Genomic DNA, 12663 nt, shown 5'->3' on the forward strand with positions numbered 1-12663 from the left:
GAACATCCGTTACCGAAAGCCCCCCAACCTTGTTGGGGGGCTTTCGGCATTCCCGGAACAGTTTCACCCCGCCGCGACTTGATAACGCTGCGGTAACGTCCCCTCGGTTCCCCGTTGGCAAGTCCTTCGCCTGCGTAACGTGGCCCGGGCAGATCCGTTGGGATCGTGCCGTGCGGTGCGCGTCCTCCCGGATCACCCGAGGTGACGAAGGGGAATCTGTGGTGACGAGCACGATGTCGAAACAACGTCCGGCTGTCAGAGCGGCGGTCGCGTTCGCAGGCTTGATGGTGGCCGCCGGCTCCGTCGCGGGGTGCACGAAGACCGACACGGCCGGCGGTGGATCGCTTCTCCAGCAACTGCAGGACAGCGGAACGGTGACCGTCGGTTTCGCCGGCGAGGCGCCGTACAGCTTCGAGCAGGACGGCCAGTTGACCGGTGCCACCGTGGCATTGCACCGGGAAATCTTCAAGAACCTCGGCATCGACAACGTCGAGGGCGTGAGCACCGACTTCGGAGCCCTCATTCCCGGACTGCAGGCGCGCCGCTTCGACGTCGTCAGCGCCGGCATGTCGATCCTGCCGCAGCGCTGCGAGCAGGCAGCGTTCAGTGAGCCGGAATTCAACTACACGACCGCGCTGATGGTGCCCAAGGGAAATCCCGCGAACCTCACCGACATGCAGTCGGTGCAGCAGAGCGGTGTGCGGATGGCCGCGATGACCGGGGCGATCGAATCGGACTACGCGCAGCAACTCGGGATCGACGCCATGCAGGTGGCGTCGCCGCAGGACGGCATGGACGCCGTCGCCAACGGGCGTGCCGATGTCTTTGCCCTGACCGGGATCTCGCTGAACTGGCTGGCGCAGAACAACCCGCAGGTGCCGGTTGAGGTGACCAACTCGTTCGTCGCAGTGATCGACGGGGTACCCCAGGTCGGTGCCGGCGGGACGGTCTTCCGTAAGGAGGACACCGAGTTGCGCGACGCCTACAACGCCGAACTCGCCAAGATAACGTCCGACAAGGAGAAGTACCTGTCGATCGTCGGACCGTTCGGATTCACCGAAGAGGAACTGCCCGATCCGAACCTGACCACCGCCAAACTCTGCGGCGAGACCGGCTGATCGTCGCCGGGGTCTGCTGCCTGTGAAGGAGAACATCGACGCGCTGCTGGATGCGTGGCCGAGTATCCAGGAAGGTATCGTCGTCACGCTCCAACTGACGGCGGGAGGCGCACTCCTGGCGTTCGTGCTGGCTCTAGCACTCGGGTTGGCAGCCCGTGCCCACAACATCGTGGTCCGGGGATCGGCTCGTGCGTTCATCGAATTCTTCCGGGGCACTTCGCTGTTGGTGCAGCTGTTCTGGTTGTTCTACGTGGTCCCGCTGTTCGGCTATCTCCTCGACCCGGTGCTGTGCGGGATCCTCGCGCTCGGGCTGAACTACGGCGCCTACGGAGCCGAGGTGGTCCGCGGTGCGATCAACTCGGTACCGCAATCGCAGTGGGAAGCGGCGACGGCACTGGACTTCAGCCACTGGCAACGGCTGCGCCGGGTGGTCTTCCCGCAGGCATGGGCGGAGATGATTCCGCCGCTGACGAATCTGCTGATCCAGCTGCTCAAGGGCACCGCCCTCGCGAGCTACATCCTATTGCAGGACTTGACCTTCGAGATCGATCAGCTGCGGCAGACGACCGGGAACACGTTGTTCGCATTCGGTGTGGGGCTCGTCATCTACTTCGTGATCGGCTACGTGCTGACCCTGCTGATGAACGCGCTCGAGGTGCGGGCGAAGAATCGCCTCGGCACGGGACCCTCTCTGCGTGAGATCTTCAGTCTCGCACCCTCCGATCCACGGGGATTGGAGGCGGCGAAACAATGAGTGCCCGCTGGAGCTGGAACCGCGCGTTCGAGGCTCTGCCCGTGCTGCTCGAGGGTTTCAAGATCACCCTGATCGCCACCGTCCTCGGGTTCCTGATCTCCGTCGTACTCGGACTCGTCATCGCATTGATCCGGCAGGCTGCACCGCGGTGGGTGAGTGTGCCGGTCCGCGCGGTCAGCGAATTCATCCGGCTGACCCCGCTCGTCGTGCAACTGCTGTTCGTGTACTACACGTTCACGGGACTGTCGCCGCTGCAGATCGGTGTGGCGGTGCTCGGAATCCACTATTCGACGTACATGGCCGAGGTGTACCGGGCGGGGATCGAGGCGGTGCCCGTCGGTCAGTGGGAGGCGGCGCGGGCGTTGTCGATCGCGCCGACTCGGACGTGGCGGGCGATCATCCTGCCGCAGGCCATCCGTCGCGTCGTCCCGGCGCTGGGCAACTACGCGGTGTCGATGTTCAAGGACACCCCGTTCCTGTTCGCCATCACGGTGGTGGAAATGGTGACGGCCGCGCAGCAGTTCGGCGCCAGGCACTTCCAGTACCTCGAACCGTTGACGCTGGCGGGTGTGATCTTCCTGCTGGCCAGCTACCCGACGTCCCTGCTCATACGGCGATTGGAGAGACGTCTTGCCCGATGACGCGAGCGCAGCAAACCCGATGATCCGATTCGACGACGTCGTCAAGCAGTTCGGTGACCACGTCGTGCTCGACCACCTGGACTTCCAGGTCGAGCGCGGCGACCGCGTGACGCTCATCGGTCCGAGCGGATCGGGGAAGACGACGATCCTGCGGCTGGTCATGACCCTCGAGAAGGTGAACGGCGGCGTCATCTGGGTGGACGGCGCGCCGCTGACGCACGAGGAGAAGGGCGGCAAACTCGTTCCGGCGTCGGAGAAGTACACACGCCGGATACGACGCCGGATCGGCATGGTCTTCCAGCAGTTCAATCTGTTCCCGAACATGAACGTGATCGAGAACATCACCGAAGCGCCGATTCACGTGCTCGGCCTGGACAAGGCCGCGGCCGCGAAGCGGGCACGCGAGTTGCTCGAGACGGTCGGTCTGTCGGACAAGGAGACCGCGCACCCGACGCAGCTGTCCGGTGGTCAGCAGCAGCGGGTCGCGATCGCGCGAGCCCTGGCGATGGACCCCGACATTCTGCTGCTCGACGAGGTGACGTCGGCACTGGATCCGGAACTGGTGGCGGACGTCCTCGACGTGCTCAGGGACGTCGCGCGCACCACCGACATCACGATGCTGATCGTCACGCACGAGATGCAGTTCGCGCGGGACGTGTCGAACCGGGTGATGATGTTCGACGCAGGCCGCATCGTGGAAGAAGGCGACCCGGACACGATCTTCACCGCACCGAAGCACGAGCGCACCAAGACGTTCCTGAAGGCCGTGCTGGCCGACTGACTCCCGGACTAGCGTGAGGTGGTCGCGAGTTCCGTGTCGTCGGTGGGAGCGCGCCGTGCCAGCCGGCCCGCCATCCACGCGCACACCAGCAATTGCAGTTGGTGGAACAGCATGAGCGGCAGCACGATCAGGCCGATCGGCTGACTGGCGAACAGGACCGTGGCCATCGGAAGACCGGTGGCGAGGCTCTTCTTCGACCCGCAGAACGTGATCGTGATCTGATCGGCCCGGTCGAATCCGAGTCGCTTCGACCCGAACCAGGTCAGGGACAGGACGAGCGCGAGCAGCACCGCGCACACCGCGAGCAGGCCGAGGAGCCGGCCGACGGACAGCGTGCCCCAGATGCCCTCGTTCATTCCTTCGCTGAATGCGACGTAGACGACCAGCAGGATCGATCCCCGGTCGACGAGCTTGAGCGGCGCGCCGTGCTTCTTCACCCAGGGCCCGATCCATCGTCGCACCAACTGGCCGGCGATGAACGGGAGCAGCAGCATGACGAGGATGCCGATCGCGGAGGACGCGTCGAAACCCGCCCCCTCGCTGGTCATCAACAACGCGACGAGGAGCGGAGTGACGAAGATGCCGAGGATGTTGGAGAACGACGCGCTGACGATCGCCCCGGGCACGTTGCCGCGGGCGATCGACACGAAGGCGATAGACGACTGGACGGTCGAAGGCAGGAGGCAGACGTACAGAAGGCCCAGATACAGCGGCTGGGTCAGGATCGTCGGGACCAGCACGCGTGCGGCGATTCCGAGGAGCGGGAAGATGACGAACGTCGCCGCGAGGATGGTGAGGTGCAGGCGCCAGTGACGCAGGCCCTGCAGCGCCTCCTGTGTGGAGAGCCGGGCGCCGTAGAGGAAGAACAGAATTCCGACAGCAACCTTCGTGGCCCAGGTGAACGCCGTCAGGGCCGTGCCGTCGGCGGGGACCAGGCTGGCGATCCCGACGGTGATCAGGATGCCGATGATGAACGGATCGAGTCTTCCGAGCAGCGGGATCTTGGTCAGCATGGTTCGACCGTAAGGAATCCGGGGATATTTCGAAAGGCGATAGTGACGTTTACTGTAATGCCGAACCGTGATAACAATAGGTCATGTTCGATCCGGTTCACCTGCGGAGCTTCCTGGCAGTCGCGCGCACCAAGAGCTTCACCGCCGCCGCCCGGCGCCTGGACCTGCGGCAATCGACGGTCAGCCAGCATGTCGGCAAACTTGAGAACGCTGCCGGTCGCCGCCTGTTTCTGCGGGACACGCATTCGGTCGAGCTCACCGCGGACGGCTCCGTGATGGTGGGTTTCGCGACGTCGATACTCGAGCGGCATTCGGACGCCGAACGCTACTTCACGCAGTCCGGGGTGCGCGGACGCGTCCGGTTCGGCGCGTCCGAAGATCTGGTTCTGCACGAACTCCCCCGGATTCTGGGCGAGTTCCGGCGCAGCCATCCGCTCGTGGATCTCGAACTCACCGTGGCGTTGAGCGAAGTGCTGTTCCGGCAACTGCGCGAAGGCCGGCTGGATCTGGTCTTCGGGAAGCGTCGCCGAGGAGACCGGCACGGGGAACTGGTGTGGACCGACCGGTTGGCGTTCTTCGCCGCACCCGATTTCGTGCCGGACGCCGAGGGCCCGGTGCCGCTGGTGACGTACCCGCCGCCGTCGATCACGCGGGCAGCGGCGCTGGACACCCTGGAGAAATCCGGGCGCGGCGCGCGCGTGGCCTGTGTGACGGACAGTTTGAACGGGTTGCGGGCCGCCTGCCTCGCGGGACTCGGCGTCGTGTTCCACGCGGAGACCCTTCCACCCGCGGGGCTGGTTCCGGTGCGGATGCGTTCGCGCGACGAGTGGGGGCCCGCGGTCGACGTCGAATTCGTGCTGGAGGCCCGCCGGAGCGTTCTCAGCGAACCGGAGCAGGCGTTGCGCGCCGCCATCCTCGAGAACGCGGATCGACTGCGCGCGTGACCTCGGTGGGAGGGCTGCCCCACCGAGGCCGTCGAGCTTTCGGAATTCGAGTCCCTGCCGTCCGGCGCGCCCGTGGAGATAGAGCTCACAGTGGCCGTCTCGACATAGACCCGGGACCGGTCACCGGCGTATAAATACATCTTGTGTCTATGTTGTATTCCGCCGCGGAGCAGGCCTATCGCGAGGTCAAGGAGCTCATCCTGTCGGGCGGCCTGCCCGGCGGTGAGCTGATCAGCGAGGGCGAGATCGCCGGACGAATGGGGCTCAGCCGCACCCCGGTGCGCGAGGCCTTCCTTCGGCTCGAGGCCGAGGGCTGGATGCGGCTGTACCCGAAGCGCGGCGCGCTCGTCGTGCCCGTCGCGGACGGCGAGGCGGAACACGTGGTCGACGCCCGCCAACTCGTCGAGACACACAGCGTCCACGTGCTCGCCGATCAGCCGCACGCCCGCCAACTCCTCGTCGCCCGCCTGCGCGAGAACCTCGCCGAGCAGCGCGAGATCGCCGCACGAGGCGACATCGCCGCCTTCAGCGCCGCCGACGCAGACTTCCACCGGATGATCGTCGAGGCGGGCGAGAACCCGCTGCTCGCGACGTTCTACTCCAGCATCCGCGAACGCCAGCGTCGGATGACGGCACACTCCATCACCCGCGACCCGGGACAGCTGCCCAGGATCATCGCCGACCACGAACAGCTGACGGAACTCGTCGAAGCCGGTGACGCCGCCGGCTTCGACGCCGCGGTGCTCGTCCACATGCGACAGGTCCACGCCCTCAACCCGAGAGGAGTTGCGCGATGACCGCCGTCCGCGAATACCCGACGGAGATGCCGCAGGCACTCGCGTCCCCGCGCGCCTGGATGCTCGTGGCCGCGACCATGTTCGCCGTGGCGTGGGGCGGCAACGAGTTCACGCCGCTCCTCGGCATGTACCGCGCCGATCACGGATTCTCACCGGTCACGGTCGACCTGTTCCTGTTCGCCTACGTCGTCGGGATCGTGCCCGCCCTGCTTCTGGGCGGACCGCTGTCCGACCGGCTGGGGCGACGGCCGATCCTGCTCCCGGCACCGTTCCTGACGGTGGCCGGCTCCGCGCTCCTCGCCCTCGGCGCCGACTCCGCGGCGATGATCGTCGTCGGCCGCGTCCTGTGCGGCGTCGCGCTCGGCCTCGGCATGGCCGTCGGCGGCAGCTGGGTGAAGGAACTGTCGGCCGCGCCGTGGGATCCCGCGGCCGCGGACGGGGCGGGTGCGCGCCGGGCAGCGATGAGCCTGACCGGCGGGTTCGGCCTCGGCGCCGGTGTCGCCGGTGTTCTCGCGCAGTGGGCGCCGCTGCCGAGCGTCCTGTCCTACGCCGTGCACAGTGCGATCGCCGTCGCCGCCGCTTTCGCGCTGTGGCGGGCACCCGAAACCCGCGCGGCCCAGCCCGTCTCCGAACGGGCATCCCTCGCCCGCGACCTCGCCATCCCGTCCGCCGCGCACAAGCGTTTCCTGTTCGTGATCGTGCCGCTCGCACCGTGGGTGTTCGGCACGGCGGCCGCCGCCTACGCGGTGCTGCCGTCGCTGATGTCCCGGAACAGCGGTGGGCTGCCGCTCGCGTTCTCCGCGCTCATGTGCATGGTCGGTCTCGGGGCGGGTTTCGCCATCCAGGCTCTCGGCCGCAAGATCGACACTCCCCGGAACGCGCGGGCCGTCGTGGTCTCGCTCGTCGTCGTTCTCGCCGGAATGGGTGTCGCAGCGGTCGCCGCGTCCGCGCTGACCGTTCCGCTCGCGCTCGCCGCGGCCGTCGTGCTCGGCTGCGGATACGGCATGGCCATGGTGTCGGGACTGCAGGAGATCCAGCGGATCGCGGGACCGGACGACCTCGCCGGACTGACGGCCGTCTTCTACTCGCTGACGTACCTGGGATTCGGGACACCCGTCGTGATGGCGTACCTCTCCGAGACGTTCCCGGCGGTGACGTACCCGAGGATGTTCGTGTTCGGCGCGGTGGCGGCCGCGGGCTGCCTCGCGCTCGCACTCACGAAATGGCGCGCGCACCTGCCGAATTCGGAAGCTGTGTCAGATCACATCGACGGCAGCGTCTTCTCCCCGAGCCACGAATCCCACAGCAGGCGCAGCGATTCGTCGGTGTAGTGCGCGGCCAGGTCGGTGAACTGCTCGCTCGTGACGGTGGAGTGGCGGTGGGCCAGGGTCCACTCGCGCAGCAACGCGAAAAATTTGTCGTCGCCGAGCCGGCGCCGCAGGGCGTGGAGGGTGAGCGCGCCGCGCTTGTAGACGCGGTCGTCGAACATCAACTGCGGTCCCGGATCGGCGATCACCAGGTCCTGCGGTTTACGGGCCAGGCCCTGATGCGCCTGCAGGGCGAGTTGGTGCGCCGAATGTCCACCGGAATTCTCCGACCAGATCCACTCGGCGTAACAGGCGAAGCCTTCGTGCAACCAGATGTCCCGCCACTGGCCGAGCGTCAGGCTGTTGCCGAACCACTGGTGGGCCAGTTCGTGCGCCACGAGACGTTCGGCCCAGCGCCTGCCGGTGCAATGGTTCGCGCCGAAGATGGACAATCCCTGCGCCTCGAGCGGGATCTCCAACTCGTCGTCCGTCACGACCACCGTGTAGTCGGCGAACGGGTAGGGACCGAACAACCGGGAGAACACGTCCATCATCTGGGTCTGCCTGCCGAAGTCGACGTCGAACGACGCACGCAGCCGCGGCGGGTGGACGGCGAACATGGGAACACCACCGGAACCGAAACTGCGGCGTTCGTACGGCCCGATCTGGATGGTGGCGAGGTAACTCGGCATCGGCTCGGTCTGCTCGTACACCCACGTCGTCTGACTGGCCCGGGTCTGCTTGCTCACCAGCGCGCCGTTCGCCACCGTGTAATACGGCGAATCGGTCGTGATGGAGATGCGGTAGCTGGCCTTCGAACTCGGATGGTCGTCGCACGGGAACCAGGACGCCGCCCCGTTGGGCTGACTGGCGACGAGGGCGCCCTCCGACAATTCCTCCCACCCGACCTCACCCCACATGCTGCGGATCGGTTTCGGCGAACCCCCGTATTGCACGGCGAGCACGAGGGCGCCGCCCGCGGGGATCTTCTGCGCGGGCGTGATGATCAGCTTGCCGTTGCGGTGCAACCACTTGGTGTTGCGGGAACCGTTGGTCGTGACCTTGGTGACGTGCAGGTTTGCCGCCAGGTCCAGGGCGAACCGGGAACGGGCGGCGGTCGTGACCGCGGTGATCGTGGCCTTGCCCGCCAGCCGATTGCTGTGGACCTTGTAGGTGAGGTCGAGTTCGTACCGGGACACCCGGTACCCACGGTTGCCGTTCTGGGGGAGGTACGGGTCGACCGGCTCGTCCATCCCCTTGTCCGACTTCACGTGGCCGCCCAGGGGGCGATCGGGTTCCCCTGCCACCGCGTGGACGGCGGCACGGTGTCGCCGCGCATGACGAGAGAGGCCGGTCCGACCGTGCCGCCGTCGCCGATCCGGGCGGCGGGCAGCGCGACACAATGCGGACCGAGGGTGGCTCCGGCTCCGAGGATGACGGTGTCCATGGACATGATCCGATCATGGAACAGGTGAGTCTGCACCACGCACCCCCGTTCCACGGTCGCCCCGTCGCCCAGCGTCACGAGATCGGCCTCGGGGAGCCAGTAGGTTTCACACCACACACCCTTGCCGATGGTTGCGCCGAGGCCGCGCAACCAGACGTTCAGCACGGCGGTGCCGGTGGCGGCGCGCGCGAACCAGGGTGCGGCGACGGTCTCCACGAACGCGTCCGACACCTCGTTCCGCCACACGAACGAACTCCACAGCGGGTGTTCGATCTTCCCGATCCGACCCACCACCAGCCACTTCGCGACCACGGAGATCAGTCCGGCGGCCGCACCCGCGACGAGGAGCACGACCCCGCTGGCCAGCGCTGCCAGCCAGAACCCGACCCGGCCGGCCATCGCCTCCAACGCGAACAGCACGCCGAGCCCGATCCCGAACGTCACCATCACGGGCAGGAGACGGCACGTCTCGACGACGGCACGCGCGACCTTGAGCCGGAACGGCGGACGGAACGTGCGGGAGGCGTCGGTGTCGCCGGGCGCCCGGCGGAGGCGGACGGGCGGACTGCCCAGCCAGGAGGAACCGGATTTCGCCTTCGACGGCGTGGCCGAGAGCACAGCGACGAGACCGTTCTTGGGGACCCGCCTGCCCGGGCCGGTCATGCCGGAGTTGCCGAGAAATGCGCGCTTGCCGACCTTGGCGTGTTCGATGTGCATCCAGCCGCCGCCGAGTTCGTAGCTCGCGATCATCGTGTCGTCGGCGAGGAACGCACCGTCCGCCACGGTCGTGAACTTCGGCAGCATGAGAACGGTCGACGCTTCCACGTTCTTGCCGATCCGGGCGCCGAGCAACCGCAGCCAACCCGGGGTCAGCAGGCTCGCGTACAGCGGGAACAGGAACGTGCGGGCCGAGTCCATGAGCCGTTCGGTGGCCCACACCTGCCAGCCGATGCGACTGCGGACCGGGTGGTAGCCCTCACGCAAACCGATCGACAGCAGCCGGACGGTCACGACCGTGAGGACGGCGAACACGGCGAGGCTGACGAGGGTCGCGGCGGGAAGGATCACCAGCGACCGGAGTGCGGCCGCCCCTACCGTGGCCGCGTCGCGGATCCACCACCCGACGACCACGATGCCGGCGACGAGAGCGAAGATCGGCAGTCCGGCGATGAGCATGGACGTCACGCCGAACGCGGGAACCCAGTAGGACGCGCGCCGCGGAGTCTCCTCGGGCCACGGGTGGACCGCCTTGCCGACCTTGACCGCCGGTGAACCGGCCCAGTGCTGGTTGGCCTTGACGCGTCCGAACACGGCGGAACCCGCCTCGACTTCGGCATTGCGGCCGATGGTGGCGCCGGGCAGCAGCGTCGATCGCGCGCCGACCGAGGCGCCGGGACCGATCTTGATCCCGCCGATGTGCACGACGTCGCCGTCCACCCAGTGCCCGGACAGGTCGACCTCCGGCTCGACGGAGCAGCCGTCGCCGAGTTCGAGCATGCCGGTGACCGGCGGCAGGGTGTGCAGGTCGACACCCTTGCCGACGTCGGCGCCGAGCGCCCGCGCGTAGTAGAGCATCCACGGGGCCCCGGACAGGTTCGCGGCGCCGCTGGCCTCGGTGAGACGCAGCGCCACCCACAGTCGCAAGTGTGCGCTGCCGCCGCGGGGATACGTTCCCGGTTCCAGTCCGCGCAGCAGGATCCGTGCGCCGAGCACCGAGATCGCCATCCGTCCGACCGGGCTGATGAACGCGAAGAACGCGAGCAGAATCCACCACCAGGACACCGTCGGCGCCCAGGACACGGTGGTGAACCAGGAGAGGACGTTGTTCGCGATGGCCAGCCACGTGACCCACTGCAGACCGGTGAGTGTGGTCAACGGGACCGTGGCCGCGATCTGCGCGAGCTGGCTTCGCCGCGGGGTCGGGGTGACGATGCGGGGTTCGGCCGCGTCGATCGGCGCCAGTTCGTCGAGGTATTCGGCGAGCGAACCGAGCCGCGGATGATCGTAGAGTTGTGCGACCGTCACCTCGGGGAACCGTTCGCGCAGCGCCGTGACCAGCTGGGCGGCGGAGAGGGAGCCACCACCGAGTTCGAAGAAGTCGTTGTCGGGACCGGTGATCTCGGCGCCCAGAATCGACGTCCACAACTCGGCGACCCACGCCGGAGTGCCCTCGAGACCCAGCTTCTCCGCGGCGTCGTCGACGCCCGGCGGCGGCCAGGGAAGGGCGTTGCGATCGACCTTCCCCGACGTGCGGGTGGGGAGTTCGTCGACCAGCACGAGCCGCGGGACCAGCGCGGCAGGAAGCTGGCCGGTGAGCGCGGTGTGCGCGGCCTTGAGGTCGAAGTCGGGGTTGGTGCTGGCCAGGTAGCCGACGAGGATCTGGTGACCCGCACCGGTCCGGCGCACGGCTGCCGCCGCACCGCCGACGCCGGGGAGGTTCTGCAGCGCGTTGTCGACCTCGCCCAGCTCGATCCGCCTGCCGCCGAGTTTCACCTGGTCGTCGGCGCGGCCCTGGAACAGCAGCCCGCTGCGGTCGAGGCGGACCAGGTCGCCGCTCCGGTAGGCCCGATCCCAGCCGAGGGTCGGCATCGGCGCGTACTTCTCCGCGTCCTTCGCGGGGTCGAGGTACCGGGCCAGGCCGACACCGCCGATGACGAGTTCGCCCACCTCACCCTCGGGCACGGGTTCGCCGGATCCGTCGACCACCGCGAGATCCCAGCCGTCCAGCGGGAGACCGATGCTGACCGGACCCTTGCCGTCCATCAGGGCGCCGCACGCCACGACCGTCGCCTCGGTGGGCCCGTATGTGTTCCACACCTCGCGACCGTCGACCGCGAGACGCTCCGCCAGTTCGGGTGGGCAGGCCTCGCCGCCGAAGATCAGCAGCCGCACGGCCTCGAGTGCCTCGGCCGGCCACAGCGACGCGAGGGTCGGCACGGTCGAGACGATGCTGACGTCGCGGGCGACGAGCCACGGGCCGAGATCCATGCCGCTGCGCACCAGGGACCGGGGTGCGGGCACCAGGCAGGCGCCGTGACGCCACGCCAGCCACATCTCCTCGCAGGACGCGTCGAACGCCACCGACAGTCCGGCGAGCACCCGGTCGCCGGGCCGGATCGGGTCTTCCTGCAGAAACATCCGGGCCTCGGCATCCACGAACGCGGCCGCGTTGCGATGGTTCACCGCGACGCCCTTGGGGGTGCCGGTGGAACCGGACGTGAAGATGATCCAGGCGTCGTCGTCGACGGTCGGCGGGCGGGCGCTCGGTGACTCGGCCCTGTCCGGCGCGGTGCCGGCGACGATCCCGGTACCGGTCACCACGCAGCGGACCTGTGCCTCGCCGAAGACGAGTTCGGCGCGTTCGTCGGGGTCGTCCGCGTCGACCGGCACGTAGGCGGCGCCGACGGCGAGGGTCGACAGGATCGCGACATACAGCGAGCACGACCCGGAGGGCATGCGGATTCCGACCCGATCGCCGGCCCCGACGCCCGATCCGGCGAGGACGTCGGCGGTCTGCCGGATCTCCTCGAGCAGTTCCTGGTACGTCAGCGACGTGGTGCCGTCGTCGATCGCGGGGGCTTCGGGGTGCGCGTCGGCCGTCGCGAACAGGATGTCGACGAGGGTGCGCGGCGCCGGTGCGAATTCACGGCGGAGGAATTCCCGGGGTATACGGAGCGACAGGTCCGAATCCGTCGGCGACTGGAGAGACAATCCAGGATTCCTTCTCTGAGCGGGTAGTGGTGCGTACGGCTCGTTATCTCACGATCAAGTGGCCAGATGGTGAACAGTTGGGGTTGGACACGGCTCTGTCGACCATTCTTCACCTGCTGTTGGAGGTTTCTCGCCGCGGATGTAGAAGTT

Annotated in this window: 10 protein-coding genes; 7 read left to right on the forward strand and 3 right to left on the reverse strand. The window is 67.8% G+C overall.

The annotated features are described in order from the left end of the window. The first annotated feature begins 233 nt into the window (after positions 1–233). From ehuB to ehuA, 4 genes are read left to right on the forward strand one after another with little or no spacing between them, the layout of a single operon-like run. Positions 234–1118 carry an ectoine/hydroxyectoine ABC transporter substrate-binding protein EhuB gene (gene ehuB / locus ACFTZB_RS18255; RefSeq protein ID WP_378433390.1) on the forward strand — a complete coding sequence of 295 codons (885 nt, stop codon included), beginning with the start codon at positions 234–236 and terminating at the stop codon, positions 1116–1118. A gap of 22 nt (positions 1119–1140) precedes the next feature. After that, the gene (gene ehuC, locus ACFTZB_RS18260; protein WP_378433369.1) at positions 1141–1872 is read left to right on the forward strand and encodes an ectoine/hydroxyectoine ABC transporter permease subunit EhuC; all 732 of its coding nucleotides are present in this window, start codon (positions 1141–1143) and stop codon (positions 1870–1872) included. Further along, positions 1869–2513: an ectoine/hydroxyectoine ABC transporter permease subunit EhuD gene (gene ehuD, locus ACFTZB_RS18265; RefSeq protein ID WP_378433370.1), complete on the forward strand. Its 645-nt coding sequence runs from the start codon at positions 1869–1871 to the stop codon at positions 2511–2513. The genes ehuC and ehuD overlap by 4 nt, the downstream gene beginning before the upstream one ends. A 19-nt stretch (positions 2514–2532) precedes the next feature. Then, a complete protein-coding gene (ehuA, locus tag ACFTZB_RS18270; protein ID WP_378433391.1) occupies positions 2533–3294 on the forward strand; it encodes an ectoine/hydroxyectoine ABC transporter ATP-binding protein EhuA in 762 nt (253 codons plus the stop codon). An 8-nt stretch (positions 3295–3302) separates the two neighbouring features. Here the strand turns inward: ehuA and ACFTZB_RS18275 are convergent, their stop codons facing one another. Continuing rightward, positions 3303–4307 (reverse strand): bile acid:sodium symporter family protein, encoded by a 1005-nt coding sequence (locus tag ACFTZB_RS18275; protein ID WP_378433371.1) that lies wholly within the window; start codon positions 4305–4307, stop codon positions 3303–3305. A gap of 83 nt (positions 4308–4390) precedes the next feature. Here ACFTZB_RS18275 and ACFTZB_RS18280 point away from each other — a divergent pair, with 83 nt between their 5' ends. From ACFTZB_RS18280 to ACFTZB_RS18290, 3 genes are all read left to right on the forward strand, one after another. Continuing rightward, positions 4391–5251, forward strand: a complete 861-nt coding sequence (locus tag ACFTZB_RS18280; protein WP_378433372.1) for a LysR family transcriptional regulator — start codon at positions 4391–4393, stop codon at positions 5249–5251. A gap of 149 nt (positions 5252–5400) precedes the next feature. Then, positions 5401–6048 carry a GntR family transcriptional regulator gene (locus ACFTZB_RS18285; RefSeq protein WP_378433392.1) on the forward strand — a complete coding sequence of 216 codons (648 nt, stop codon included), beginning with the start codon at positions 5401–5403 and terminating at the stop codon, positions 6046–6048. After that, positions 6045–7379, forward strand: a complete 1335-nt coding sequence (locus ACFTZB_RS18290) for an MFS transporter (protein ID WP_378433373.1) — start codon at positions 6045–6047, stop codon at positions 7377–7379. Before ACFTZB_RS18285 ends, ACFTZB_RS18290 begins: the two co-directional genes overlap by 4 nt. Here ACFTZB_RS18290 and ACFTZB_RS18295 read toward each other — a convergent pair. Together ACFTZB_RS18295 and ACFTZB_RS18300 are read right to left on the reverse strand one after the other, a co-directional pair. After that, positions 7310–8608, reverse strand: coding sequence for a M1 family metallopeptidase (locus tag ACFTZB_RS18295; protein ID WP_378433393.1), 1299 nt, complete (start codon positions 8606–8608; stop codon positions 7310–7312). The two genes, ACFTZB_RS18290 and ACFTZB_RS18295, sit on opposite strands and share 70 nt — an antisense overlap. 14 nt (positions 8609–8622) lie before the next feature. After that, positions 8623–12513 carry a Pls/PosA family non-ribosomal peptide synthetase gene (locus ACFTZB_RS18300; RefSeq protein WP_378433374.1) on the reverse strand — a complete coding sequence of 1297 codons (3891 nt, stop codon included), beginning with the start codon at positions 12511–12513 and terminating at the stop codon, positions 8623–8625. Positions 12514–12663: the final 150 nt, after the last annotated feature.

This window comes from Rhodococcus sp. NPDC057014, assembly GCF_042673295.1.
In the GTDB taxonomy this organism is placed as follows: Bacteria; Actinomycetota; Actinomycetes; order Mycobacteriales; family Mycobacteriaceae; genus Rhodococcus_F.

Excerpts from the sequence above, each read along its gene's own strand:
- ehuD (WP_378433370.1), top strand. The coding sequence starts at position 1,869 with ATGAGTGCCCGCTGGAGCTGGAACCGCGCGTTCGAGGCTCTGCCCGTG.
- ACFTZB_RS18280 (WP_378433372.1), top strand. The coding sequence starts at position 4,391 with ATGTTCGATCCGGTTCACCTGCGGAGCTTCCTGGCAGTCGCGCGCACC.
- ACFTZB_RS18285 (WP_378433392.1), top strand. The coding sequence starts at position 5,401 with ATGTTGTATTCCGCCGCGGAGCAGGCCTATCGCGAGGTCAAGGAGCTC.
- ehuA (WP_378433391.1), top strand. The coding sequence starts at position 2,533 with ATGATCCGATTCGACGACGTCGTCAAGCAGTTCGGTGACCACGTCGTG.
- ACFTZB_RS18295 (WP_378433393.1), bottom strand. The coding sequence starts at position 8,608 with ATGGACGAGCCGGTCGACCCGTACCTCCCCCAGAACGGCAACCGTGGG.
- ACFTZB_RS18290 (WP_378433373.1), top strand. The coding sequence starts at position 6,045 with ATGACCGCCGTCCGCGAATACCCGACGGAGATGCCGCAGGCACTCGCG.
- ACFTZB_RS18275 (WP_378433371.1), bottom strand. The coding sequence starts at position 4,307 with ATGCTGACCAAGATCCCGCTGCTCGGAAGACTCGATCCGTTCATCATC.
- ehuB (WP_378433390.1), top strand. The coding sequence starts at position 234 with ATGTCGAAACAACGTCCGGCTGTCAGAGCGGCGGTCGCGTTCGCAGGC.